Annotated in this window: 17 protein-coding genes and 1 tRNA gene; 15 read left to right on the top strand and 3 right to left on the bottom strand. The window is 69.3% G+C overall.

What is annotated here, in order from left to right:
• Positions 1–1,083, bottom strand: a 1,083-nt coding sequence (locus ACI1US_RS04445) for an AMP-binding protein (RefSeq protein WP_461638464.1), incomplete at its 3' end; no start/stop codon positions are given.
• 200 nt (positions 1,084–1,283) lie between these two features.
• On the opposite strand from ACI1US_RS04445, the gene ACI1US_RS04440 reads away from it, so the two are divergent.
• A complete protein-coding gene (locus tag ACI1US_RS04440; RefSeq protein ID WP_461638462.1) occupies positions 1,284–1,964 on the top strand; it encodes a TetR/AcrR family transcriptional regulator in 681 nt (226 codons plus the stop codon).
• An 84-nt stretch (positions 1,965–2,048) separates the two neighbouring features.
• A complete protein-coding gene (locus tag ACI1US_RS04435) occupies positions 2,049–3,743 on the top strand; it encodes an acyl-CoA dehydrogenase family protein (protein ID WP_461638460.1) in 1,695 nt (564 codons plus the stop codon).
• A gap of 238 nt (positions 3,744–3,981) precedes the next feature.
• On the opposite strand, the gene ACI1US_RS04430 is transcribed toward ACI1US_RS04435, so the two are convergent.
• Complete coding sequence (locus ACI1US_RS04430; RefSeq protein WP_461638458.1) at positions 3,982–4,962, bottom strand: 3-methyladenine DNA glycosylase; 981 nt, start codon at positions 4,960–4,962, stop codon at positions 3,982–3,984.
• Entirely contained in the window at positions 4,959–5,348 is a 390-nt protein-coding gene (locus tag ACI1US_RS04425) for an RNA-binding S4 domain-containing protein (RefSeq protein WP_461638456.1), read from the bottom strand. The genes ACI1US_RS04430 and ACI1US_RS04425 overlap by 4 nt, the downstream gene beginning before the upstream one ends.
• A gap of 59 nt (positions 5,349–5,407) precedes the next feature.
• Here ACI1US_RS04425 and ACI1US_RS04420 point away from each other — a divergent pair, with 59 nt between their 5' ends.
• The 13 genes from ACI1US_RS04420 to ACI1US_RS04360 all read left to right on the top strand — a co-directional run bounded on the left by ACI1US_RS04420 (position 5,408) and on the right by ACI1US_RS04360 (position 24,899).
• Positions 5,408–6,043 (top strand): YigZ family protein, encoded by a 636-nt coding sequence (locus tag ACI1US_RS04420; protein ID WP_461638454.1) that lies wholly within the window; start codon positions 5,408–5,410, stop codon positions 6,041–6,043.
• Between the two features lie 73 nt (positions 6,044–6,116).
• Positions 6,117–7,319, top strand: coding sequence for a DNA polymerase III subunit delta' (locus tag ACI1US_RS04415; protein ID WP_461638452.1), 1,203 nt, complete (start codon positions 6,117–6,119; stop codon positions 7,317–7,319).
• Positions 7,316–8,926 carry an alpha/beta hydrolase gene (locus ACI1US_RS04410; protein ID WP_461638450.1) on the top strand — a complete coding sequence of 537 codons (1,611 nt, stop codon included), beginning with the start codon at positions 7,316–7,318 and terminating at the stop codon, positions 8,924–8,926. Before ACI1US_RS04415 ends, ACI1US_RS04410 begins: the two co-directional genes overlap by 4 nt.
• A gap of 84 nt (positions 8,927–9,010) precedes the next feature.
• Positions 9,011–9,085, top strand: a tRNA-Thr gene (locus tag ACI1US_RS04405).
• Positions 9,086–9,268: 183 nt separating this feature from the next.
• Positions 9,269–9,697, top strand: coding sequence for a 50S ribosomal protein L11 (gene rplK, locus ACI1US_RS04400; protein WP_343962336.1), 429 nt, complete (start codon positions 9,269–9,271; stop codon positions 9,695–9,697).
• A 10-nt stretch (positions 9,698–9,707) separates the two neighbouring features.
• Complete coding sequence (gene rplA, locus ACI1US_RS04395) at positions 9,708–10,397, top strand: 50S ribosomal protein L1 (protein WP_416549959.1); 690 nt, start codon at positions 9,708–9,710, stop codon at positions 10,395–10,397.
• 556 nt (positions 10,398–10,953) lie between these two features.
• Entirely contained in the window at positions 10,954–12,105 is a 1,152-nt protein-coding gene (locus tag ACI1US_RS04390) for a serine/threonine-protein kinase (protein ID WP_461638448.1), read from the top strand.
• A 134-nt stretch (positions 12,106–12,239) separates the two neighbouring features.
• Positions 12,240–18,311, top strand: coding sequence for an Ig-like domain-containing protein (locus ACI1US_RS04385; RefSeq protein WP_461638446.1), 6,072 nt, complete (start codon positions 12,240–12,242; stop codon positions 18,309–18,311).
• Between the two features lie 121 nt (positions 18,312–18,432).
• Positions 18,433–19,434 carry an AAA family ATPase gene (locus tag ACI1US_RS04380; protein ID WP_461638444.1) on the top strand — a complete coding sequence of 334 codons (1,002 nt, stop codon included), beginning with the start codon at positions 18,433–18,435 and terminating at the stop codon, positions 19,432–19,434.
• On the top strand, positions 19,431–20,789 hold the full coding sequence (locus ACI1US_RS04375; RefSeq protein WP_461638442.1) for a DUF58 domain-containing protein: 1,359 nt from the start codon (positions 19,431–19,433) through the stop codon (positions 20,787–20,789). The genes ACI1US_RS04380 and ACI1US_RS04375 overlap by 4 nt, the downstream gene beginning before the upstream one ends.
• The gene (locus ACI1US_RS04370; protein ID WP_461638440.1) at positions 20,786–23,347 is read left to right on the top strand and encodes a transglutaminase domain-containing protein; all 2,562 of its coding nucleotides are present in this window, start codon (positions 20,786–20,788) and stop codon (positions 23,345–23,347) included. Before ACI1US_RS04375 ends, ACI1US_RS04370 begins: the two co-directional genes overlap by 4 nt.
• Positions 23,344–24,159, top strand: a complete 816-nt coding sequence (locus ACI1US_RS04365; protein ID WP_461638438.1) for a PP2C family protein-serine/threonine phosphatase — start codon at positions 23,344–23,346, stop codon at positions 24,157–24,159. Before ACI1US_RS04370 ends, ACI1US_RS04365 begins: the two co-directional genes overlap by 4 nt.
• A complete protein-coding gene (locus tag ACI1US_RS04360; protein ID WP_461638437.1) occupies positions 24,156–24,899 on the top strand; it encodes a hypothetical protein in 744 nt (247 codons plus the stop codon). The genes ACI1US_RS04365 and ACI1US_RS04360 overlap by 4 nt, the downstream gene beginning before the upstream one ends.
• The last annotated feature ends 172 nt before the right edge of the window (positions 24,900–25,071 follow it).

Raw genomic sequence — 25,071 nt, 5'->3', positions numbered from 1 at the left:
CCCGGTTTCGCCCGGGTGTGCGTCGGTGCCAGCGAGGGTGACGACGCGAAGATCGACGCCTGGCATCCCCGCGCGGCCGATGGATCCGGCCTTCACCTCTTGGTCAGCCGGTTCGAGGGTGACTCCGACCGGGCCCATCTCGGTCATGCCGTACACCTGCTGGAACCCTGCGCTCGGGTACGCGGCGCGCATCGTGCGCATGGTGTCTTCGCCGATGGGTGCCCCTCCGGCGAGCCACAGCCGGGCGCTGGAAAGGTCAAACGAGCTCCACTCGAGGCCCGCAGCCTTCGCCGCCTGCAGCGGGGCAAGGTATGCGATGGCCGGCCCGAAGAACGAGGTGACGCGCTCGCGCTCAATCGTGCGCAGGAACTCGATCGGGTGGTACTCCCTGAGCAGCACTGCGGTTCCGCCCAGAAATATCATGGAGATGAACCAGTTGTTCAGTGGTGACGAGTGCCAGATTGGCATCGCGATCAGAAACCGGTCACTCGCGTGCAGCTGGGCTGTTGCGGTGCAGTAGGTGGCCACGGTCGTGATGCCGCGGTGCGAGTGCAGGCAGCCCTTCGGGTCGCTCGTCGTTCCCGAGGTGTAGAGCAGCTGCGCGGTCTCGGTGTCGTCGACGGGCTCGCCATCCCAGGGCTCGGCCTCAGCGAGGAGGGCGTCAAAATCGTCGCGGGGATCCACCTCGATCTCGGGGAACGCCGCGGCCTCAGTGACAAGCCAGCGCACCCCCGGTGCGGCCGCCTTCGCGGTCGCGAGCAGCGATGCGTCGACGACGCCGACCTCGGCACCGCTGTGGGTGACGAGGAATCGGAGCTCGGGAGCCGTGAGTTTGTGGTTGACGGGCGAGAGCACCATGGCGGCGCGCCACAGCCCGAACGCGGCGAATACGAATCCTGGGGTGTTCAGCGTCACGACCGGTACGTGCGCGCCGCGGCTGAGCCCCGCGTCGCGGAAGACGCTTGCTGCCCGGCGTGAGCGGTCGACCAGCTCGCTATACGTGTATCTGCGCTCGCCCGCGACGATAGCTTCCTTGTTCGGAAACTTCCGTGCGGTCCCCTCGAGCATGCTGCTGAGATCCATAAGTCCTCCAAGTTCAACGGCGGTGTTGAGTGATACTGCGGGCGATCTGCCGTGGTCGCCCTACCGGAAACAATTGAATCATGATTCAATTGTTTCCGGTAGGCCTATTTGGCCGATAGCGTTTTTGCGTACACCGCGTGCCTCGCACCGCGCCAACCAGGAGCAGTCAGCGAGCGGCGACAAGCCAAGGAAGGATCGACATGGCATACCGCAGCACCGAGCGAACGGAACAGCACCGGGCTGCTCGGCACGCCTCCCTCGTGACAGCAGGGGTCGCGATCGTCGCCGAAGACGGGTTCGCCTCGGCCACGGTTGCGCGCGTCGCAAGCCGGGCCGGCGTCTCGACGGGAACGGTCTATACCTACTTTCCAGACAAGCTCGCCCTCAGTGAGGCAATCTTTCACCGCGCGGCCGGGATCGAACTTGACGCCGTTCGCACGGCCGTAGGGTTCAACTCGGCAGACCGGCGGTCGATCCCGGCAGCCGACCGCCTCGAAGCGCTCGTTCGCACGTTCGGTGACCGCGCGCTGCGTGGGCGCACCCTCGCCATGGCGCTCCTGTTCGAGCCTGCTGATGTCGCCGTTGAGCGAGAGCGACTCGCGTTCCGGCGGGCCTACACCGAGACCGTCACGGAGATCCTCGCCGACGGGTTTGCCGAGGGATCGCTGCCCGAGCAGCGTGTGGATCTCATCGCCCCAGCGATCGTCGGCGCACTCGGCGAGGCCTTTATCCGACCACTGTCACCCCCGGTGGACCCGCAGCACAGCGGACCAGCGGAGGTGACGGCCGTGCTCGACGAAATCGTCGTCGCAAGCCAGCGGCTCGCGGGGTTCAGCCCGCGGCCGCGCCAGCACCCAGGCGGGAACTTGGTCACCGACTGATCCTGCCCCCTCATCCTGCTTATCCGCCACCAACACGAGAAAGTGCACTCACCAGCACCACCCGCTCGTTCAAAGGAGACACCGATGTCGACCAAGCTTTCCACCCCAGAGACCTCCACCGTGCTGCGCCCCGCCCCCGCAGGCCGCACCCACACCGTGAGCAATCAGCCGCCTGCGCGCACCGAGATCAACGAGTACCTGGAGTTCCCCGTGCTCCGGGAGGCGGTGCAGACATTCGGGGCTGACTGGGCCGACGACGCGCTCACCGCGGCGGGTGCCGAAGTCGGAACCGCATCGTTCCAAGAAGACGCGCGGCTCGCGAACGTCGAGATCCCCGAGCTCGTGAGCTTTGACAACCGGGGCAACCGCATCGACGAGGTGCGCTTCCACCCCGCCTACCATCGGGTGATCGGAGCAGCCACTCGAGCGGGGGCACACACCTCTGCCTGGGCGAACCCGCGCCCCGGTGCGCACGTCGCCCGCGCCGCAACCTTCTCGCTCTTCAGCCAGGTCGAACCGGGCCACGCCTGCCCGATCTCGATGTCGCACGCGGCGGTGCCCGCGCTGCAGCACCAGCCGGACCTCGCCGAGCGATGGCTGCCGCGGCTCTTCGGAACCGAATACGATGGCACCCTGCGCGCCCCGGGCGACAAGCCTGGCGTGCTCATGGGCATGGCGATGACTGAGAAGCAGGGCGGCTCAGACGTGCGCGCGAACGAGACGGTCGCGACGCGGGTCGAGGGCGGTGCGCTGCTCACCGGGCACAAGTGGTTCTGCTCGGCCCCAATGTCTGACGCGTTTCTCGTGCTCGCCCGTGACGGCGACGCCGCTGACGCCGGCATCAGCTGCTTCCTCGTGCCGCGCGTGCTCGAGGATGGCACGCGGAACGAGTTTCGGGTGCAGCGGCTGAAGAACAAGCTTGGCAACAAGTCGAACGCGTCGAGCGAGATCGAGTTCGACGGCACCGTAGCGATGCCCGTCGGCGAGGCAGGCCGTGGGGTGCGCACCATCATCGAGATGGTCGCCCGCACGCGGCTCGACTGCGTGCTCGGCACGGCAGCCGGCATGCGGCAGTCGGTCGCCGAGGCGCTCTGGCATGTGCGGCACCGTGCCGCCTTCGGGCGCACGCTCATCGACCAGCCTGCGATGACGAGCGTGGTCACCGATCTCGCGCTCGAATCCGAGGCGTCGACGCTGCTCGCGATGCGCCTGGCAGCGGCGCACGAGGACGAGGCCGATGCGCAGGAGCAGTCGTTCAGGAGGCTCGCGACCGCCGTCGCGAAGTACCGGATCTGTAAGCGCGGCCCCGGCCACGCCTACGAGGCGATGGAGTGCCTCGGCGGCAACGGCTACACCGAGGATTTCCCGCTCGCGATGCGGTACCGCGAGCAGCCGGTAATGGCGATCTGGGAGGGATCTGGCAACGTCATCGCCCTCGACGTGCTCCGCGCCCTCACCCGAGAGCCCGAGAGCATCGCGGCCTTCGACGCGGAGCTCGCGCTCGCCGCCGGTGCCGACGCCCGCTTCGACGCACTGCGCGCGCGGGTGCAGCGCGGGCTCGCTGAAATCGCCGGGGCGTCGGTCGACGAAGCGCAGGCCGGGGCCCGTCGGCTTGTTGGCACGATGGGGCTCGCGCTGCAGGCCGGGTTGATGCTGCGGTACGCGCCGTCTGCGAGCGCCGAGGCGTTCATTGGTTCGCGGCTGGGTGAGGATCGTGGCATCGACTACGGCGTGCTCCCCTCCGGCACGGACCACGCGACGATCCTCGCCAGGCACTAGGAGGCGAGGGGCTGGGCCCTCCTGCCCAGCCCTGCCCTGCCCTGCCTGCCCCTGCCTGCCCCTGCGGAGCGTCGAAACGGTATGGCCTCAGCGAAGTCATGCGTATTTAACCGCTAAAGACCCATGACCTCGCTGAGGACATGGGTTCTGAGCGGCGAGGAACGGGCCGCGGGGCAGGGTGGGGCCGAGGCAGGGATCTCGGAGGTAGAACCTGGGCAGCGGCAGCGAGGCCGCAGCGCTAGCCAGCGGCCGGGAGCGCCGCGCGCGCGACCGCGATCGCGTCGAGTACGCGCTCCCGCAGCAGGTTGCCGCGCGCAGCGAAGGCGCGCTGCCTGCGCACATACTCCTGCTTGCCGGCGGGCGTCTCGATCGGGATCGGCTCGAGCGGCACGCCCAGATGGTCAACGTAGCCGGCGACGTCGTAGGGCGAAGCCTGCATGTCGACGAAGCGGATGTCGCGGGCGAACTCGAAGGCATCAAGCAGCAGCTCGCCCGGCACGATCGGCCCGAGTTTCGTCACCCACTTGTAGATGTCCATGCCGGCGTGGAGGCAGCCCGACTGCTCCATTTCGGGCTGGTTCTCGCGCGTCGGCGCGAGCCGGTTGAGGGGCTCGGCGGCCGGCGTGAAGAACCTGTAGGCATCGAAGTGGCTGCAGCCGATCGTGTGTGACTCAACGACCGCATCGGTTGCCGCGTGCCCGATGCGCAGCGGCAGCCGCGTGTGCCGGAGCTGGTCTGGGGTGAGCCGGTAGACCATCGCCCACTCGTGCAGCCCGAAGCACCCGAACTGGGGCGTGTGCTCGAGTGTCGCGGCGAGCAGCCGTTCAACGTAGTCGACGGTCTGGGCGCGGGCCGCGAAGAACGCGGCGAGATCCACCGTTGCGGACTCACGCGCATCACGCGCATCACGCGCATCACGCGCATCACGCCCGTCGCGCGCATCGACCGCGTAGTAGCGCCAGCACGCCCGATCCGCAGCGTCAGCGAGCGCCACCCCAGCACCGGGATGCCACTTGCGCAGCTCCGCTGGTTTGAACGGATAGTAGGTGAAGAGGAAGTCCTCGATCGGGTGGGTCTCGCCGCGCCGCCTGCGCTCGCGGTGCGCGGCGGTGAGCGCGTCGGCTCGAGCCTGGTGCGCGGCCTCGCGGGCGCGCCAGTCAGCGGCTTCAAGCGCGAGGAAAGGGGTCAGTTGCGGGGTGTGGATCACGGCCCCGCTCACTCGTCGTCCGGCCGCTCGACCTGGTCGCGCCCGCGGAGTTTCTCGAGCTCGCGGCGGTCGCGCTTGGTGGGGCGGCCCGTGCCTGGATCGCGGTACACCGTCATCGGGCGCTCGACCCGTGGGGGAGCCGGGGGAGTGAGGTCCTCGAAGTGAGCGGCGGCCTCGGTCGCGCTGCCCCGCCGCGTGGCGAGGCCCGTCACCCGGTAGACGCGCTCGATGGCGTGGAGTCGCGTGCGCACGATGTCGCCGACTCGCACGGACTGAGATGCCTTCGCCGGCGCATCGTTCACGCGCACGTGCCCGGCGCGGCACGCGGCCGTCGCCTGACTGCGGGTCTTCGCGAGCCTGACGGCCCACACCCAACTGTCCACGCGTACTGAGGTCACCCCTCGATCGTAACGCGGCGGGCTGAGACGCGGGGCGCGCGGCGTGACACCATAGAGGCATGGCAGCTGAGTACGAGACGATCGCGGGACCGATCAACACCGAGATTGAGATCTCCCGCTCCCGGTTTCTCACGCGCCTCGAACGGGTCGACTCGGAAGAAGCTGCGCGCGCGGTCATCGCCGAGGTGCGGGCGGAGCATCCGCGGGCGCGCCACCACTGCTCGGCGTTCGTGCTCGGGTCGGACGGCCGAGTGCAGCGCTCGAACGATGACGGTGAGCCGGGCGGTACGGCCGGCGCTCCGATGCTCGACGCCCTCGTCTCGGCGGGGCTCAGCGACGTCGTCGCGGTCGTGACCAGGTATTTCGGCGGCGTGCTGCTCGGCGCTGGCGGGCTCACGCGCGCATACAGGGCGTCGGTGGCCGGGGCCGTGCTTGACGCCGAGCGGGTGCGGCGCGGGCTGCGCACAGAGGTCGCTGTGGAAGCGAGCTACGAGGTCGCCGCGCAGATCGAGGCTGAGGCCCGGCGGCGCGGCTACGCGGTCGGTGAGGCCGATTATGGCGCCGCCGTGATCCAGCGCTTCGCGGTCGCAGTAGAAGAGATCCCCCAGCTCGCGGCGCTCGCCGCAGAGCTCAGTGCCGGGGCGGCTGTGGTTGTGCCCGGCGAGGCGCGGTACGTGGATCTGCCGAGTACGTAGCCTGGCCGCGCGGCAGCACGGTGGCGCGGGGCGATTCAGCCCCATCGTCAGGGGTACCCGATAGCCTTACCGCATGGATTTCTGGTCGGAAATAGTGGGGCAGCCCGCGGCGGTCGAGGCGCTCACGCGCGCCGCCGGCCCGGACGGCGCTCCGGCGCACGCGTGGCTCATCACCGGGCCGCCCGGTTCTGGGCGCTCGAATCTCGCATACCGCTTCGCTGCCGCGCTGATCGCGCGTGAGGTGGGGGATCGGGATCGCGTCTACGCCCAGGTGCGCGGCCGTACCCATCCCGACTTTGCGGCGTTGACGACGCAGGCCGCGGTGATCCGCATCGACGCAGCGCGCGAGATCGTCACGACCGCGCACTACGCGCCGAGCGAGGGCCGGTACCGGGTCATCGTGATCGAGGATGCGGATCGCATGACCGAGCACACCTCGAACGTGCTGCTCAAGGCCATCGAGGAGCCACCGGAGCGCACGATTTGGGTGCTCTGTGCACCGAGCGAGGCCGACCTGTTGCCGACTATCCGGTCGCGCACCCGGTCGGTGCGGCTCGTGACGCCGAGCGTTGCCGATGTCGCACAGCTGCTCACCGAGCGCGACGGCATCGAGCCGCAGCTCGCCGAGCGTGCGGCGCGGCTGTCGCAGAGTCACATCGGCATGGCGCGGCGGCTCGCGAGCGATCCTGAGGCGATGAGTCGTCGTGAGCGGTCGATCACCGGCGCGCTGGGTGCGAACACGCTCGGTGACGCGATGGCGGTTGCGGCGTCGCTCGTCGCGATTGCGCAGGCCGATGCCGACGCGCTCACCGAACAGCTGGATCAGAGCGAGCGTGACGACGCGATGCGCAACCTCGGGCTTGCCCCGGGGGCCGCGATCCCGCCGAAGCTTCGCTCACAGGTGAAGGCGCTTGAGGAAGACCAGGAGCGCCGCCGCAAGCGCAGTCTGCGTGACGGGATCGACCGGATCCTCACCGACCTCCTCTCGCTCTACCGAGATGTCCTGCTCACGACGCTGGGGGCGGTCGCGCCGAGCGGGCAGGCAGGCTCGGGAGAGGCTGCGCCCGCTGGAGCGCTGCCCGAGCTTGTGAACGCTGAGTCGGGGGCCGCGATCCGCGACCTCGCAGAGCGCTGGAGCCCGGAGCAGGCCCTCGCCGTCGTCTCTGCCACGGAGGAAGCGCGCGAGCGGCTCGCCCGCGCGATCACTCCGGGCCTCGTGCTTGAGGCGCTGTTTGCGCGGATTGTGATGGCCGACAACCGGGTGTTGAGCTCGTGAGCGCGCCGGAGCTCTTCCAGGGGCCAGACTCCGACGACACCGAGCCGCTGCGGCCGAAGCGCTGGAAGCGGATTGCCGTCGTTATCGGCGTCGTGCTTGTGGTGATCGGGCTCGTAGTGTCACTCACCGGGGTGTGGCAGCTGTTCCAGCCGGGGGCTGCGGCACCGGCAGTGACCGAGTCGGAGCTTGAGCTCCCCGCGCAGCCCGCGAGCGAGGAGTTCGGATCGCAGAGCCCGAACTGGACCGACTGTGGCGACGGCTTCGAGTGCGCCGATGTGCACGCCCCGCTCGACTGGGACGACACTTCGGGTGCCACGATCCGCCTGCACCTGGTGAAGCAGCCGGCGACCGGCGGCGACCCGATCGGCACGCTGTTCGTGAACCCGGGCGGTCCCGGGGCCTCGGGAGCCGACTACGTGCGTAATGCCGTGGACTCCGCGGTGGGCACCCCGGTGCAGCGCGAGTACGACGTGATCGGGTGGGATCCTCGCGGCGTCGGGCTGTCGAGCGCGGTCCGGTGCCTCGACGCGGCCGAGATGGACGAGTACCTGTTCGGAGTGAGTGACTCCACCGCTGAGCGCGGAAGCGACGAGTGGATCGAGGAGGCAATCGCCTCCTCAGAGTCCTTCGGTGCCGCCTGCAGCGAAAACACGGGCGAACTTCTCGCCCACGTGGACACGGTGTCGACTGTGCGAGATCTCGACATGCTCAGGCAGATCGTCGGGGATCCGCAGCTCAACTACCTCGGCTACTCCTACGGCACCCACATTGGGGCGCGCTACGCCGAGATGTTCCCGGAGCAGGCCGGCCGCCTGGTGCTCGACGGTGTGCTCGACCCGACCGCGAGCGAGGCCGATGTGATTCGTGAGCAGACGCGCGGCTTCGAGCTCGCGCTGCGCAGCTTCGTGACTGCCTGCCTGGAGACCCGGGACTGCCCGCTGAGTGGCTCCGTCGATTTCGCGATGGGCAAGATCAGTGACCTGCTCGACGAGGTGGATCGCGCCGCGCTCGAGGCCTCTGACGGCCGCGTGCTCACCACGTCGACGATGCTCACCGCGATCGTCACGCCGCTGTACGCCGAGTCCAATTGGGGCTACCTTAACCAGCTGTTCGCGAGCGTTGCCGAGGGCGACGCCGATGTTGCGTTCGCGCTTGCCGACTCGTACTACGGGCGGATGGACGGGCAATACCTCGACAACTCGACCGAGGCGTTCCAGGCGATCAACTGCCTTGATTACCCGAACGAGGTCGACCCAGAGCGCATGCGCGAGCAGGCTGCAGAACTTGAGCGAATCGCGCCGACGATCGGCAGATTCCAGGGCTTCGGCGACGTGTCGTGTGCTGGCTGGCCGCACAAGGGGCCCGAGGAGCGGGCACCCGTGCGCGCGGCTGGTGCCGCACCGATTCTCGTGGTCGGAACCACGGGTGACCCGGCAACCCCGTACCGCTGGGCCGAATCGCTGGCCGAGCAGCTCGAGAGCGGCGTGCTCGTGCGCTTCGAGGGCGAGGGGCACACGGCCTACGGCCAAAACGCCTGCGTGAACGATGTTGTCGAGAGTTACCTCATCGACGGAACGGTGCCAGCAAGCGGCGTGACCTGTAGGTAGGCGCGGCGGGGCGCGCGGCGCGTGCAAACGAGCCTCCGCTTTCGTGCTAGAGTTTTCGCTTGTGTGCGGTGCAAACCGCGCCAGGCCGCCTTAGCTCAGGGGTAGAGCAGTTCCCTCGTAAAGAACAGGTCATCGGTTCAAATCCGATAGGCGGCTCCAAGTAATCACAGCAAGTTCCTCGTGAACACTGCTCGCTCAAGATGCGGGATCCGCGCGTATCGGGTAGGCTATTGAGGTTTGTGCTCGCGCCCCGCGCGCGGGCGGAACATCACCGCGCGCCGGAACGGCCGGCGAGGCGGGAGAACGAGTGCACAAGCATTCGTTCGGCGAAAGGAAACAATCATGGCAAAAGCCAAGAAGGTTACCGGTCTGATCAAGCTTCAGATCGCAGCCGGCGCCGCCAACCCGGCACCCCCCGTGGGTCCTGCGCTGGGTCAGCACGGCGTCAACATCATGGAATTCTGCAAGGCGTACAACGCGGCCACCGAGTCGCAGCGTGGCAACGTCGTTCCCGTAGAGATCACCGTCTACGAGGATCGTTCGTTCACGTTCGTCCTGAAGACCCCGCCCGCAGCTGAGCTCCTCAAGAAGGCAGCCGGCGTGCAGAAGGGTTCGGGTACCCCGCACACCGTTAAGGTTGCGAAGGTTACCGCTGAGCAGGTTCGTCAGATCGCCGAGCAGAAGCAGGCTGACCTGAACGCGAACGACATCGACGCAGCAGCGAAGATCATCGCGGGCACCGCTCGCTCCATGGGCATCACGGTCGAGTAAGGGTACGAACATGGCACAGAAGTCGAAGGCGTACCGCGCCGCTGCCGAGAAGATTCAGGCAGACAAGTTCTACACTCCCGCAGAGGCAGTTGCCCTTGCGAAGGAGACCGGTTCGGCAAAGACCGACTCGACCGTTGAGGTCGCAGTTCGTCTTGGCGTGGACCCCCGTAAGGCCGATCAGATGGTTCGCGGCACCGTGAACCTTCCCCACGGCACCGGCAAGACCGCACGCGTCATCGTGTTCGCAAACGGCGCTGCAGCTGAGGCTGCTATCGCTGCTGGCGCAGACGAGGTCGGCGGCGACGAGCTCATCGAGAAGGTAGCCGCTGGCTACACTGACTTCGATTCGGCTGTCGCGACCCCCGAGCTCATGGGCAAGGTTGGTCGTCTCGGTAAGGTACTGGGCCCCCGCGGTCTCATGCCGAACCCGAAGACCGGCACCGTCACGATGGACACCGCTAAGGCTGTCACCGACATCAAGGGCGGCAAGATCGAGTTCCGCGTTGACAAGCACTCCAACGTGCACTTCATCGTGGGCAAGGTTTCGTTCTCGCAGGAGCAGCTCAACGACAACATCGCGTCGGTTCTCGACGAGATCACCCGTCTGAAGCCTGCTTCGGCAAAGGGCAAGTACGTGCTCAAGGGCGCTGTCTCGACCACCTTCGGTCCTGGCATTCCGCTCGACGTATCGAACATGTAATGTCGCCGCGCGGGTTCGTCCCGCGCACACACGAAGACTCCCTCCGGGTATCCCGGGGGGAGTCTTCGTGTTTCAGGGGGGCAAAGCTGAGCGATCAGCATCTCCCCGTCGAGGGCACACGCCGCGGCAGCCTCGCTCGCGCGCAACCCACCAGAAACCCCGCCCACTTCCATCCTCCCACCCCCGATTAATCCATTCCGACCCCTTCGCGGCCCTCAGAAAGGTCGGTCTGAATTAATCGGGGCGGAGAGGACGCCGCGGGAGCCCCGCGAGGCACTCGGCGCACACCACCCAGTGTGAATATTCGGTAAATGCTGAGGGCTCGGTTCGCGGCAACCTAGTGTGAGTGTGGCGAAGGCCAAGAGTGAGAGCAGGGAAGGCCGAGCGTCGGCATGGCAAAGCCTGAGAACGGGGCCCCGTGGTGGTGAGCAGCCGCGGTCCAGAGTTATCCACAAGGCTTCCGCGCGCGCGTGTCCGGGCGCGTCACTGCATAGGATGGTTGCATGTCCGTCGCCACTTTTGACGCCTCCAAGCGTGTAACGCAAGCTGGCGCGCCATGAGTGATGGGAAGCAGCTGCGCCCGCCCGCGATCCCAGGGTTCTCCTATGTCCGCCCGCTCGGATCCGGCGGTTTCGCGCGGGTGTACCTCTACGAACAAGATATGCCGCGTCGTGTCGTCGCGGTGAAAGTGCTCGACGGCGGTGCCGGAACGGCTGAGGCCGAGCGCATGCGCGAGGTGTTCGAGAGCGAGGCCGACGTGATGGCGCGGCTGGCGAGCCATCCGTCGATCGTCACGATCCACCAGGCGAGCATCTCGCTCGACGGCTCCCCCTATATCGCCATGGAGTACTGCCCCGCGTCGATGGGGGCGCTCACGAAGGGCAAGCCGGCTCAGCTCGCCGACGTGCTCGATGCGGGGGTGCGGATCGCAGGCGCGCTCGAAACAGCGCACCGCGCCGGGGTGCTGCACCGAGACATTAAGCCCTCGAACGTGTTGCTCACAACGCTCGGCAAACCGGTGCTCGCGGACTTCGGGATCGCCTATGTCACGCAGCGCGGCCAGGCGGAGGAGGCCGAGGTGGCGATGTCGATCCCGTGGTCGTCTCCCGAGGTGCTGCGGCTGTCGATGAGTGGCTCGGTGGCGACCGAGGTGTGGTCGCTGGGGGCGACGCTCTACTCGTTCGCGGCGGGGCGCTCGCCGTTTGAACTCCCCGATCGTAGCCAGAATTCACGGTCCAAGCTGTCGGCGCGCATCATGAAGGCGGTGTACCCGCCTATTCCCGGCGCACAGGGCTACGGGCCGTTTGACGAGGTGCTGTCGCGGGCGCTGCGGCTGGACCCTGCGGCGAGGTTCTCGTCCATGGCCGAATTTGGGGCTGCGCTGCAGGAGCTGCAACGCGGCTATGGCTTCGATGTCACACCGCTGGAGGTGGTCTCTGAGGCGTGGCTGCCCCGCACCGAGAGCATCGCGGTCGGCACGCGCGGGCCCGTTGTGTCGAGTGTGGATCGGGTGTCCCGGGCCGAGGCGCGTGCCGAACACCGAGCCCAACAGCGAGCTCAGGCCAGAGGAACGGACAAGGACGGGCTCGTGCTTGACCGCCAGGGCGGCTCGTCGCTTCGCGCAGGCCTCATCGGGGCAGGCATCGCAGTCGCGGCGATCGCGATTGTCGGCGCTGTGATTTGGGCGGTTGTCGGGGGCTCAGGGTGAGTAGGCCAAGCCGGGCGAAGCAGCCTGGGCGCGCGAAACTCGCGGCCCGGCCTGGCCGGAGCGCTCACGCCGGGCGAAGCGCGCCTGGTGAGCGCGGCAGGCGATCGCGGGCGCGCGGGTGGATCGCGAGCGGCGTGATCGCGGCGCTCGTCGGCACCATTGCGGTCATCGCGAGTGGATTTGACGCGCAAGAGGTGCCCCGCCAGGAGCCGAGCGTGTGGGTTGCGCGCGATGCTGGCCAGTACGCGCGGGTGAACACCGAGACCGGTGAGATCGACACCGTGAGGAAGGTATCTGAGCCGAGCGGTGTCGTGCAGCTGGGCGCGGAGAGCCTCGTGCTCACAAACGGCAACGGCCGCGCATGGCCCGTGGACAGCGCCCGGACGGTGGACCTCACCGATCACGACGGCGATCCCGCGGAAGAGGCCCCCGCAGAAGCAGACGCAGATGCAGACACAGATGCAGAAGCAGACGCAGAAGCAGACACAGGGACAGCCGCCGACGCAGCCGCCACCCAGCCCCCCACCCCCGGCGCGGCCGAGCCCGTCAGGCTGCCCGACGGCACCCGCGAGGTGCTCGCGGCAGGCAAGCACCTCCTGCTGCGCACGGAGGCCGGCGCGGTCTACATCGGCACCCTCGGTGCCGATAGCGGCGGGGCCGATAACGGCCGTGCCGACAGCGGCGGGGCCAACGTGTCTTCCCCCGAGCAGTTGGCGGCCCGGCTGCAGTCGCTGCAGCGGATCGACCCGCTCGCCGAGGAGGCCGCGGCGACAGCAGCAGCCGGAGCGGCCGATCCCGATCAGCTCGGGCTGCGCGTTGACGCGATCGCGCTGTCGCCCGATGGCACGGCGGCGCTCTACTCGGCCACCGACGGTACGGTGTGGCGCTTCGACCCGCGGCGCGGCGACTTTGTTGGTGGCGCCGCCCAGGTTCCTGACGCGGTGACCGGGCTGACGGAGCCGCAGTTCGCCCTCGTTGCAGGCGACTGGGTGCTGCTCGACACCGACTCGGGCACGCTCTGGCGGGAGGGCGGCGACAGCGTCACCCTGCAGCTTGCCGGTGCCGCGAGGCTGCAGGCCAGCGGCGAGGGCGATGGGCAAGGAGCCGGCGGAGGCACCGCAGCGCTTATCGCCGACACGTCGGGGCTGTGGCGTGTGCCGGCGCAGGGCGATCCCGAACGCATTGCCGAGGCCACAGGCACGCCCGCGCAGCCGCGCTCGGTCGATGGCACCCGGTACGCGGCGTGGCTCGGGCAGAACAGCGGTGTGCTCTGGGACTCAGCGCAGCAGACGCCACGTGAGTTGCGCTTTGACGAGTCGGCCCGCGATCTCGGCGAGGTGGCTCCCGTGGTGTACACGAACGGTGACCGCGCGGTGCTCGGTGAGGCGCGCAGTGGGATGCTGTGGACGCTGCCCGAGGGCAGGCTGATCCCGCTGTCGCAGTGGACGATTTCTGACCCCCCGAAAGAGGATCAGGGCACCGTCGTGGTCGACGAGGTCACCGAGCAGGTGCCGCCGACCGCGCGTGACGATGCCTTCGGGGTGCGGCAGGGCGAGCCCGCGCCGCTGCCGGTGCTGCTCAACGACTTTGACCCGAACAAGCGCGACGTGCTCACGATCGTGCCGGAGTCGCTCGGCGAATCGCCGCTGCCGCCGGATTTTGGCGTGGTGGAGCTGATGCCCGACGGGCAGTCGCTGATGGTGCGGCCGCAGGCGGGTGCGACGGGGAGCGCGAGCTTCAGTTATCGCATCACCGATGGCGCGCTCGCGTCCGAGGCCGCGACGGTGACGCTCACGGTCGCCCCCGACGACGCGAACACGCCCCCGGAGTGGTGCCCGGTCGAGGGCTGCCAGCGGGTGTGGGAGGTGCCGCCGATCACGCCGGGCGGCACGCTCGTCTACCCGATTCTTGAGGGGTGGGTGGATCCGCAGGGGGATCCGATGATGCTCGCCGAGGTGGAGTCGCTGCGGCCAGAGGATCCGGTCTCCGCGATTGTCACAGCCGATGGTCGCCTTGCGCTGCGTCACACCGATGTGAACGCCGGGGCTTCTGAACTCATGCTGCGGCTCACGGTGCGTGACGGGCGCGGCGCGGAGCAGGCACGCGACCTGTCCGTCGCGGTGCAGCCGGGCGCGGTCGCCGAGTTCCAGGCGATGGCGACGACCGTGAGGGTGGGGGATCCGACGGTGCTGCGGCCGTTGGAGCGCGTCGCGGGTGGCTCGGGATCGTTCCAGCTCATCGACGTCTCGGTGCAGTCGGGGGAGGAGCGGGTGACCGCGGTTGCGCGGGCGGCCGCCGGACGGATCGAGGTCACGGCCTCCGAGGCTGGTGAGGCGCTGCTTTCGCTCGGCGTCCGTGACACGGTGACGGGGAGCGAGTTCACGGGCGTGATCCGCGTGACGGCGACGCCGGGGGTGCCGCCGCTGACGCTCCCCCCGCTGCGCGCATTCGTGCGGCCGCTCGCAGATTCAACCGTGGACATCTTGCACGCTATTCCGGGCGGAGCGGCCCGCGCGGTGTCGGTGTCGGCTGCGAACGTCGTGGACGGCGAGTTGCGTGCCGACGTGATTGAGCACTCGCAGGTACGAGTTGCGGGCAGCACGCCCGACGGCGGGCCAGGCCGCGTGGGCGCTGTGGACGTTACCGTGACCGAGGGCTCCGCCGAGGCGCAGGGCCGACTGACAGTGTTCCAGGTGCCCGAAGCGGGGGCGAAGGGCGCAGTCGCCGTCGCCGATACCGCGAGTGTTCGTGCTGGCGCGGTCGTCGATATCCGCGTGCTCGACAACGATGTGGCGGCTCCCGGAGAACGGCTCATCCTGCACCCGGAAGTGACCGGATCGGGAGCCGACGGCGAGCTCGCGTTCGCCTCGGGGAGCACCCTGCGCTACCTCGCCCCGAAAGAGCCGGGCACCTACCGCCTGAGCTACACGACCTACGGCGCTTCGAACCCGGAGGCCGGCGACGTCGGCAGCGTGACGGTGACGGTGGTACCGCGGGGCGCGAACCAAGACCCTCAGCCTGCGACGCTCACCGCTCGTATCGCTGCGGGCGAGCGCGCCCGGGTCGATGTGCCGCTGTCTGGGGTTGACCCCGACGGCGACCGGGTGCGGCTGATCGGAGTCGATGCGATCTCCGATCCACAGCTCACCGCGAGCCTCTCGGCGTCAGGAGCCGCGATCGAGGTCGCCGCCTCAGGGCAGGCGGCTCCCGGCGTGACGAGCGTGCCGTACACGGTGCGCGACGGCGAGGGGGGCACGGGAACCGGGACGCTGCGGATCATCGTGAGCCCAGCAACCGAAGACTCGGGGGCACCGATCGCGTCGAGCGACTACGTGCGACTGGTGCGCGGCTCCGGCGAAGAGGTTGCGGTGCGCCCGCTCGACAACGACATCGACCCCGCGCACGGCACCCTGGAGATTGTCTCCGTGGTGCCGAACCTCCCTGGCGGGGAGGCCCACCCCGACTTCCAACGCGCGAAGAAACGGCTGAACCTCGCGCAGCTCTCCAAGGGCGTCGTCGCGATCGCACCGGGTGACGAGCTCGGCACGATCTCATACCGCTACACCGTGAAGTCTTCGGTGTCTTCGAGTACGGCCGAAGGCCTGTTACTCGCCCAAACCTCGGAGCGCGTCGGAGCGCAGGCCCCGCGCATCACCGACACGGTGCTCAACGTTCGTGAGCGCAGCGAGCTCGCCCAGGGTGGCGTCGACGTCATCACCGACAAGGTGCGGTGGGCCGCCGGTGACCCCGCGGCACTCAAGCTCTCGCTCTGGGAAGGCAACTCCGGCGGATACCGTGTGAGCGGAAACTCGATCACGGGCGAGTACAACCCAGACGGCGACCTCGTGGCCTTCGAACTCTCCGGGCGCGACCCCTCGGGCGCTGAGGTGTCGAGCTTCGGCTTCCTCATCATTCCGCCGCTCGATGAGCTGCGCATCACCCTGAAGCCGGGGCTCAGCCCGCTCACGGTCGACGAGAACAAGACCGTAGAGGCGAGCCTGAACACGCTGCTCGACGTCACCGCGAGCGACCGAGTCGAACTCGCACAACACGCGTTCCCAGTCGGGCGCTCGCAGGCGAGCTGCTCCGCGATCTCGGCAGACGGCATCCGATATGAGGCCGGCAGCGAAGCGCCGTGGAACGACTCCTGCATGGTGAGTGTCAGGCTCGTCGGGCAGAAGGCGTGGACACTGCTGCCGATCCCCGTCGAGATCGTGCCGCGGGCCCCGATCGCGCAACTTGGTGCGCTCACCCGGACGGTGCCGCCGGGCGAGACAGAGACGATCGAACTGACTGACATGGTGCAGTGGCAGGGCAACCGCGCTGGCGACGCCGCGAAGCTCCGGTTCACGGCGAGTGGCGGGGGAGCCTCGTTCGACGTGCAGCAGTCGGGGTCAACCCTCACCGTTGCCGCCAGCGCCGACGCTACGCCGGGACGCCAGGAGAACGTGAGCATTTCAGTGGCCGGAGCTGGCGAATCAGCCGCTCCGCTCACCCTCCGCGTCGGCGATGCGCCGCGCGAGCAGCCGCGGGGCGGCACGATCAACCTCAGCTGCACCGTCGGCTCCGACTGCGCGGTCGACGTGATCGGCGCGGCGGGAGAATACGACCCCTTCGCAGGCAAGCGCGGCGGCGGCCTGAAGCTTGAGACCGTGAGCGCCGCCGCGTGCAGCTTCGGCACCGTGACGAAGGCGGACGAGCGGGGCGTGGCTGTGACCTGGCCCGATAGCCGCGGCCCCGGTGGCCGCTGCACCGTCGGCTTCACCGTGCGCGACGCGCAGGGCCGGCTCGGCGAGGGGAGTATCGAACTCGACGCGCAGGGCGTGCCGCGCGCGCCCGCGAGCCTGAGCCTGCAGAGCTACACGGGCTCGAGCGTCACCTTCGTTGCCGAGCTGGGCGCCGCCCAGAGCGCGCACCCCGCGATCACCGGGGTCGAAGTTTCGGGAGCCGGATCGAGCTCGTGCGTGCCAGCCGGGCCTGCAAGCTACCAGTGCGTCGTGTCGGGCCTCGAGAACGGCGCGCAGCACACGTTCACCGCGCGGGCCGTCAACGGCGTCGGCACCTCCGATCCGAGCTCCGCCGCAACCGCGTGGGCCTACAAGAGCCCCGAGGCCCCCACCGTCACGAAGCTGGAAAGCGTCGGCGGCCCCGGAATCACGGCGTCGACGGGCCGAGTCGAGTTCAGCCTGGCAGGCGGATCCGACGTGGCGAGGTACAGCGTGTCGGCCGGTGGATCCACGGAGGTGTTCGACGGATCAAACGCGTCGGGATCGATTGCCGCGGGCGTGGGCAACCAGACCTTCACGGTGGTGCCGCAGAGCCGATTCGCGCCACCCAACGGCGCGCCACCGGCCGCGAACGCGCTGACCGTTCCAGTGACGGTCGCGGGGCTCCCGAGCGTCGGCAGCCCCCAGCTCAGCTCGGCGGCAAAGGGACAGCTCACCGTGTCTGCGACCGGAGCGGGGGCGAACTTCGCCCCGGCATCGAGCCTCGGCTACACCTTCTCGACGCCCGTGCCCGCAGGCCAGACCCCCGCGGCCTGTTCGAACGACCCCGCGGGCTACCCGGCTGAATCCACGAAGCTGTTCACCGGGCTTGATGACTTCCAAAGCTACGCCGTGCGCGTGTGCGTGAAAAACAGCGTCGGTGTGGCGAGCAGCGAGATCGCGAGCGGCAGCCCCATCGTGCTGCGCGGCGAGAAGCCGCCGGTAATCGCCGGCCCCCTGAGCTTCTTGATCGACCCGGATCCGCGTGGCGCGGGCAGCAGGGTCGGCGAGTACGTCGTGGCGTACGAGGCGAGCCCCGAAGTGCTGCCCGGCCTTGAGCTGCGCTACTACGTCGACGGGGAACGGGTCGCTGGCCCCGTCCACGAGCTGGGCTATGTCGGAGAGCTCTCGGTGCGCCAGTGCCTCCCCGGAGGCGGCAGAGCGCTCTGCTCGGATCCGACGGTGATCGAACCGGCCGGTGCGCCGACGATTGTGCGCGCCGCACTCACCGACTCCTGTGTGCCGGTCGGCGACGCGAGAGCGGTCGTCGAGGTCTCCGCGGCCGCGCGCGACTCTGTGAGCGTTACCGGTTCGGAGACCGGAGCCGTTACGCTCACCTGGAACGGCGCGTTCGAGAGCCTGAACTCGCTCACACTCCAGGGCACCGCCTGTGGGCCGCCGGGGGAAGCAGTGCCGGGCGATCCTCCACCGGCCCCCTAAACTGCCAAGCAGCCGAGCAACTCAGCAACTCAGCAACTCCGCAATCCAGACCCCCAGTCACAGACCCGCCCTCCAGATCCGCAGTCCCAGACCACCAGGCCAGTACCCACCGAAGGAACCGATGAGCAGCGAAACCTCTTCCCAGCCCGAGCGGGCGAAGGCGATGACCGCCGAGCAGGCGCAGTGGGTCGCTCGGGTGTTCGACGCGAGCGCAGGCGCGATCGAGCAGGTCATTCACGGCAAACGGCGAGTCATCGAGCTCGTGCTCGCGAGCGTGCTCGCCGGCGGCCACGTGCTGCTGGAGGACGTGCCGGGAACGGGCAAAACGGCGCTCGCGCGTGCGCTCGGCCAGGTGATCCAGGGCACCTCGACACGCATCCAGTTCACCCCTGACCTGCTGCCCGGTGACATCACCGGTGTGTCCGTGTTCGACCAGCGGGCGGGCGTGTTTGAGTTCCACGCCGGCCCGGTCTTCGCCAACGTTGTGCTCGCCGACGAGATCAACCGTGCCAGCCCGAAGACACAGTCCGCGCTGCTCGAAGTCATGGAAGAGGGGCACGTCACCGTCGACGGGAAGAGTCACGACGTCGGCTCGCCGTTCCTCGTGATCGCGACGCAAAACCCGATCGAGCAGGCGGGCACCTACCGGCTGCCCGAGGCCCAGCTCGACCGGTTCATGATCAAGACCTCGGTGGGCTATCCAGACGACGCAGCGATGGCACGCATTCTCCTCGGAGACCGCGGCCGAGCGAAACAGATCGAACCGGTCGTGACGACCGAGATGATCGCGCAGGCGCAGGGCCTCGTGCAGCGAGTGCACGTGAGCCCGATCGTCGCCGACTACGCGGTGCGGATCGTCGAGGCGACGAGGCGTGCGAGCGACGTGCGGCTCGGCGCGAGCGTGCGTGGAGCGATTGCGCTGGTGCGGCTCGCGAGCGCGTGGGCCGCAGCGAACGGGCGACACTATGTCGTGCCCGACGACATCAGAGACCTGGCCCTCACCACGCTCGCGCACCGCATCGTGCTCGAGCCAGAGGCCGAGTTTGATGGGGTGAGCGCGATCGACGTTATCGGCCGCGTGCTCCTCGACATCCCCGTTCCGCAGGAGAACGGCACCGCGTGAGCCAGCACACTTCCCGGGCACCCGACTGGGGAACGGGTACGGCGAGCCGTACCTCCGGCACGACGCGCTGGGGCGACACCGGCACGGGCCGCGCGCGCACCCAGCGCACCCGCGCCCGCAGGTGGTGGCGGCGCAACCGCATGCGGCTGCTGCGCACCTGGCGGCGCTGGCTGCAGACGGTCACGCCAACGGGCTGGTTCGTGCTCGGGATCGTGCTGCTTGCGGCGACCCTCGGCGCGACGCTCGGGTGGGTCGAGGCCTGGTTCGTGGCGATCGCCGCGGCGATCGTGTTGCTCGTGGCGCTGCCGTTTCTGCTCGGGAGCCGCGCGTACCTCATCAGGCTCACGGTCGACCGGAAACGGGTCGTCGTCGGCGGGGCAGTGCAGCTCGGCATCGACATCGAAAACTCGGGTGCACGCCCCGCACTGCCGGCGACCGCCGAGCTGCCCGTCGGAGATGCGCTGCGGGAGATCCCCGTCCCGTTCATCGCGGGTCGTGGCCGCACGCTGATCCCCGTGCCGGTCGCCGCTGATCAGCGGGGTGTCGTCGAGGTCGGGCCTGTCACCCTCGCCCGGCGCGATCCGCTCAACCTGTTTCACCGCGAGGTGACCTGGCGCGACAGGCACCTGGTGCACGTGCACCCGAAAACCGTCACGCTTCCACCCGCGTCCGCTGGCCTCGTGCGCGACCTCGAGGGCGCGGCGAGCCGCCGGCTGACCGACTCCGACCTCTCGTTCCACGCGGTGCGCGAATACGTACGCGGCGACGCCTTCAGGCATGTGCACTGGAAGTCGACCGCGAAGACCGGCACCCTGATGGTGCGGCAGTACGAGGAGTCGCAGACGGCCCGTGCCGCGGTGCTGTTCGACGCGAACCGGGCGGAGTACGCGAGCGACGAGGAGTTTGAGCTCGGCGTGAGCGTCGCCGCCTCGGTCGCGCTGCAGGCCGTGCGCGAGGGGCGCGAGCGCTTCGTTGCCTCCGCCTGGGCCCCGGGGCGGCTGCGCCCGAGCATTGACGGGCTCGAGGAGCTTCCGTCGGGGACCCCGCAGCAGCTGCTTGACGCCTGGGCCGAACTCGAGGCCGCCGAGGAGGCGCGCCCGATCGAGCGGCTCACCCGCGCCCTCGCAGAGTCCCGGCGGCCGCTGTCGGTCGTGACGCTCGTCACCGGATCCGGCCCCGATACCTCTCGGCTGCGTCGCGCGGCCGTCGCCTTCCCGCCCGACGTCGCGGTGGTCGCGGTGCGCTGCGAGCGGCTCGCGGACCCGGCCGCGCAGCTCATCGACGGAACCTGGCTGCTCACCGTCGGCGCGCTGAGCGACCTGCCACAACTGCTGCTACGCGGAGGGCTCGTATGAGCGCGGGGCCAGAGGGGGCGCAGGGCCGGGTTGCACCATTCCTCGCCGCGATCCTCCTCCTCATTCCCATTCCCGTGCTGGCGGTGCTCGCCGCCTGGCCCATCTACGAGACCGGCCAGCTGTGGATCGTCGCCGGCGTCGGGGCAGCGCTCGCGCTGTGCGGGGTGCGGATCGGAACCCGGCGGCGCTGGGGGTCGCTCACACTCGCCCTGCTCGCCGCCCTGCTGCTCGCGGCAGTGCTCCCGCTCGGTGTCCCCGGCGCGCTCGCGGGCGGCCCGCGTGAGTGGCTGCGCGGTTTCGGTGACGGGGTCGCAGCAATCGCTCTCGGCTGGAAGCAGCTGCTCACACTCTCGTTGCCGCTCGGCAGCTACCAGACCGTGCTCGTGCCGTTCCTCGTCGTCGTCTTCGTCTCGGTCGCAGTGGCCGCAGCGCTCATGCTCAGGGGCGGCAGGTGGGCACCCCTCGCGGGAATCGGCGTCGTGCTGCCCGTGCTCTTCGGCACGGTGTTCGGATCGTCCGCCGTGAGCGCCCCACTGCGCGCCGGTGGGCTGAGCATTGCCGCGCCGCGCGAACTGGCGCTCTGGATTGCCGCGTTCGGCGCTGCCGCCACGTGGGTCGCCTGGTCGTCCGGGCGCAAGCGGCGAGCCGCGCTCCGCCGCGGACGGCTCGCGGACGCGGCACTGGACACCCCGTCCCCCCAGCCCGCTGGCGCCGATGGGCCGGGCCCGGGCGCACCTCCTGCTGCGCGCTCGCTATCGGGGCGACGTGCCGTCCGCCGGAATTCGCTGGTGCGCGGAACCATCGGCGCCCTCACCGTGGTCGCCGCGCTCGGAGCTGCTCTCGTAGTCGCCCCGATCGCGACGCAGGGCCCCCGAACCGTGCCGCGTGACGTCATCGACCCCGAGCTCGTCGTCTCAGAACGCGTGAGCCCGCTCGCCGCCTACCGCGGTTGGAAGCGCGATGACGCGTTCAGCAGCGAGCTGTTCGCGGTGTCGACGGCGAGTGGGGCCGCGGATCCTCTGCCGCCACGGCTCAGGCTTGCCGTGCTCCCCGAGTATGACGGCGTGGACTTCACCGCCGGCTCAGGCACCCAGGCCGGGCGCTTCGCCCGCTTCCCGAGCGGCGGCCCCGTCCCCGCACCGACCCAGGTGAGCGTGGAGATCCGCGAGGGCTACGCAGACGTGTGGGTGCCGATCGCGCCGCCGCTCGCCGCACCGCCGCAGTTCAGCGGCCCGCGCGCGAGCGCCCTGGCCGACAGCTTCTACCTCAACCGCGAGACGGGCAGCGCCGTCGCGGTGCCGACGGCCCGGGGCATGCGGGAGGGCGACGGCTTCAGCGTGACGATGGACGCGTCTGACGACGCCGTGCTCGACCGGACTCCCTCGACTGAGACCCCCAGGCTCGACGCCGACGCCTTCCCCGAGCTGCTCCGTTGGCTGCAACTCCAGCAGCTTCCGAACAGCGGCGACGGACTCACCACCGCCGTTGAACGGCTGCGCGAGCGCGGCTACCTCAGCCACTCGCTCACCGACGGCGACGGCGAGAACCTGTGGCTGCGTGAGCTATCGGCCGAGCACGGCACCCGTTTCGTGTCGAGCGCCGGCGGGCACTCGGCCGCGCGGCTCGAACAGCTCTTCGCAGAACTATCGGAGCAGCAGCTCGCCGCAGGCGACGGCAGCACAGCGGCGATGCTCGTCGCAGGCATCGGTGACGACGAACAGTTCGCCGCCGCCGCCGCGCTCATCGCACAGGCGATGGGCTTCGACTCGCGGGTCGTCGTGGGCGTGCGACTCGGCGGCACCGATGCCGGGGTGCCGGGCGTACCCGCCTGTTCCGAGGTGTGCACGGGCGAACACATCGCCGCCTGGGTCGAGGCCGCGGGAGCCGACGGGGTGTGGGCCCCGCTCGATGTCTCCCCGCAGATCGCGATTCCCCCGACACTGCTGCAGAAGGGTGAGCAGCTGCCCGAGTTCCCGACGCAGCCGGAGGATCGCGACGCGAGCGAGAGCGATCCGCCCGTCGGCATGACCGACCATGACAGCGGCGAGGTGAGCGAGACGGAGCCGGGCCGACTTGACGCGCTCTGGCCGGTGCTGCGCGTGATCGGGCTCAGCCTGCTCGGCGTGCTGCTCCTTGCCATGCTGCTGCTGTTCGTGCCCGTCACGAAACGACTCCGCTTGCGGGCCCGGCGAGGGCTGACCACCCCTGAGGCGCGGGCGCTCGCCGCCTGGGATGAGCTCCTTGATGCCTACCGTGACTCCGGGCGGCGGCCCGTGGCGGCCAGCCGCACCGACCTCATGCGCGAACTCGAGGTGGCTGACGGCGACTGGATCGCCTGGACCGTTGACCAGGCCGTCTACTCTCATGAGGGCATCAGCGAGGAGACGGCCGCTACGCTCTGGGAGATCGTCGATGCCCGAATCGCTGAGCAGTGGGATGATCGTAGTGTGTGGCAGCGGGCGCGGGCGCGATTCTCATTCGCTTCGTTCGGAAGTGTGACATGGGCGACCGGGCGCGATGCGCTGCGACGCCGTGGACAGAAGGAGGCGCCCGAATGATGCGTGGCGTGGAACTCGACTATGCAGTCGTGAGCGATGTTGGTCAGCGGCGAGCCGTGAACGAGGATTCGGCTCTCGCGCAATCCCCAACATTCCTCGTCGCCGACGGCATGGGTGGCCACGAAGCTGGCGATCTCGCGAGCCAGGCTGCGATCGAAGCGTTTCGCGGCCGCCTCGAGGCCGGCCGCCCCTCGACCGTTCCCGAGGTCTCTGCGGCGCTTGATGCTGCGCGCACCGCGGTCTCCGGCGTTGCCGCGGGCCGCGAGAAGGGGGCCGGCTGTACCCTCACGGGCGCGGTGCTCGTCGACAACGACGGCGACCTCGCCTGGCTGGTGCTCAACGTTGGAGACTCGCGGGTGTACCTGCACCGCGGGGCCGAGCTGCAGCAGCTCACCGTTGACCATTCGCTCCGCGACGAGGTCGAACCGGGCTTTCTCGGCACCAGGCCGCCGCGAAACATCATCACACGCGCACTCGGCTCAGCCGACACCACGGCAGACTCGTGGCTCCTCCCAGTCGAGACCGGAGCGCGCCTGCTCATCTGCTCAGATGGCCTCACCACAGAGCTCACCGACGAGGAGCTCCGGGCAACGCTCACCATGGGCGGCCGTGCCGACGCGGTTGCCGAAGAACTCGTGCGCCGGGCGAATGCCGCAGGAGGGCGCGACAACGTCACCGTGATCGTAGTCGACACCATCGGCGGCGGAACCGAGTGGCACCTCTCGGGCGAGCACTCCTCGCTCGCTGAGACCGACACCGACGACACCCTCACGGTGACGATTCCGCGCAGGCGAAAGGCCGGAGCAGAGTGACGGTGAGCGGAGAGGATCGGGCGAAGGTAACCGGTGCTGGCGGTGCCGGCAGTGCCGGCAGTGCAGGAAGCGCCGGAAGTGCCGGCAGCGCCGACGCTGTTGACGACGCGACGATCGCCGTGAGCAAGGGCGACGCTACCATTGCCGTTCGAGGTGCCCCGGCCCCGACGTTACCGGCACTGCCAGAGTCGCACGCACTGCCGGAGCTGCCCGATATTCCCGCAGCGCGTGCCGGGGAGGGCCCCGCGCCTGAGGCAACGATCCCCGTACTGCAGCCGGTGAAGCGCCGGCCGCCTGAGGCGGCGCACGCCGACGGCACCTCCGCGAGCACCACCTCCTCTCAGGTGGGGGCGCCGGTGATTGAACACGAAGAGATCCCGCCAGAACTCGCGAAGCTGCTCTTCAAGAACCCGCTCGATAAGAAGCGGCGCGCACCGGCAGCCCCCTTCCCCATCGAGGATGCGGCGCTGCCGCGCGGTGGTGTGCGCGGCGGGATGCCCGTCGTTTACGGCGCACGCAGCGAGAGCTTTGCCCACAGCGTGCGGTCGAGCGAGCTGGGACGAGCAATCGGCGCTCCGCCCGCCGGGTACGCGCTGCCCGCGGCTCCCCGTGACGGACTTCCCTCGCTCTCGCGCCTGAACCGGCGTTTCAGCGCTCTGGCCTGGGCGGGAGCGCTCGTCGTCCCGGTGGTCGCCGGCGTCGGGCTGTGGTGGGTGCTCACCACCCTGCTGCGCCCGTAACTCGGCGCACAGCCCGCCAGTCTCCCCGCGCGCGGGGCCCAAACACTGGCCCTGCTCAATTGTAAGGTGTATCCCTCAGCCATGCGGAGCGCTCAAAAGCCATGACCTCAGCGAGGTCATGGCTTTTTTGCTGCCAATCACTCCTGACTTCGCTGAGGACATATCTGCTGAG

It is taken from the genome of Leucobacter sp. BZR 635, assembly GCF_048061935.2.
Classification (GTDB): Bacteria; Actinomycetota; Actinomycetes; order Actinomycetales; family Microbacteriaceae; genus Leucobacter.
Note: the sequence above shows the minus strand (reverse complement) of the source record. Positions and strands in the feature narration are given on the sequence as shown.

Bases quoted from the DNA above. Each gene is read 5' to 3' on its own strand.
- rplA (WP_416549959.1), top strand. From the start codon at position 9,708: ATGGCACAGAAGTCGAAGGCGTACCGCGCCGCTGCCGAGAAGATTCAG.
- rplK (WP_343962336.1), top strand. From the start codon at position 9,269: ATGGCAAAAGCCAAGAAGGTTACCGGTCTGATCAAGCTTCAGATCGCA.
- ACI1US_RS04440 (WP_461638462.1), top strand. From the start codon at position 1,284: ATGGCATACCGCAGCACCGAGCGAACGGAACAGCACCGGGCTGCTCGG.
- ACI1US_RS04390 (WP_461638448.1), top strand. From the start codon at position 10,954: ATGAGTGATGGGAAGCAGCTGCGCCCGCCCGCGATCCCAGGGTTCTCC.
- ACI1US_RS04380 (WP_461638444.1), top strand. From the start codon at position 18,433: ATGAGCAGCGAAACCTCTTCCCAGCCCGAGCGGGCGAAGGCGATGACC.
- ACI1US_RS04370 (WP_461638440.1), top strand. From the start codon at position 20,786: ATGAGCGCGGGGCCAGAGGGGGCGCAGGGCCGGGTTGCACCATTCCTC.
- ACI1US_RS04435 (WP_461638460.1), top strand. From the start codon at position 2,049: ATGTCGACCAAGCTTTCCACCCCAGAGACCTCCACCGTGCTGCGCCCC.
- ACI1US_RS04365 (WP_461638438.1), top strand. From the start codon at position 23,344: ATGATGCGTGGCGTGGAACTCGACTATGCAGTCGTGAGCGATGTTGGT.
- ACI1US_RS04415 (WP_461638452.1), top strand. From the start codon at position 6,117: ATGGATTTCTGGTCGGAAATAGTGGGGCAGCCCGCGGCGGTCGAGGCG.
- ACI1US_RS04420 (WP_461638454.1), top strand. From the start codon at position 5,408: ATGGCAGCTGAGTACGAGACGATCGCGGGACCGATCAACACCGAGATT.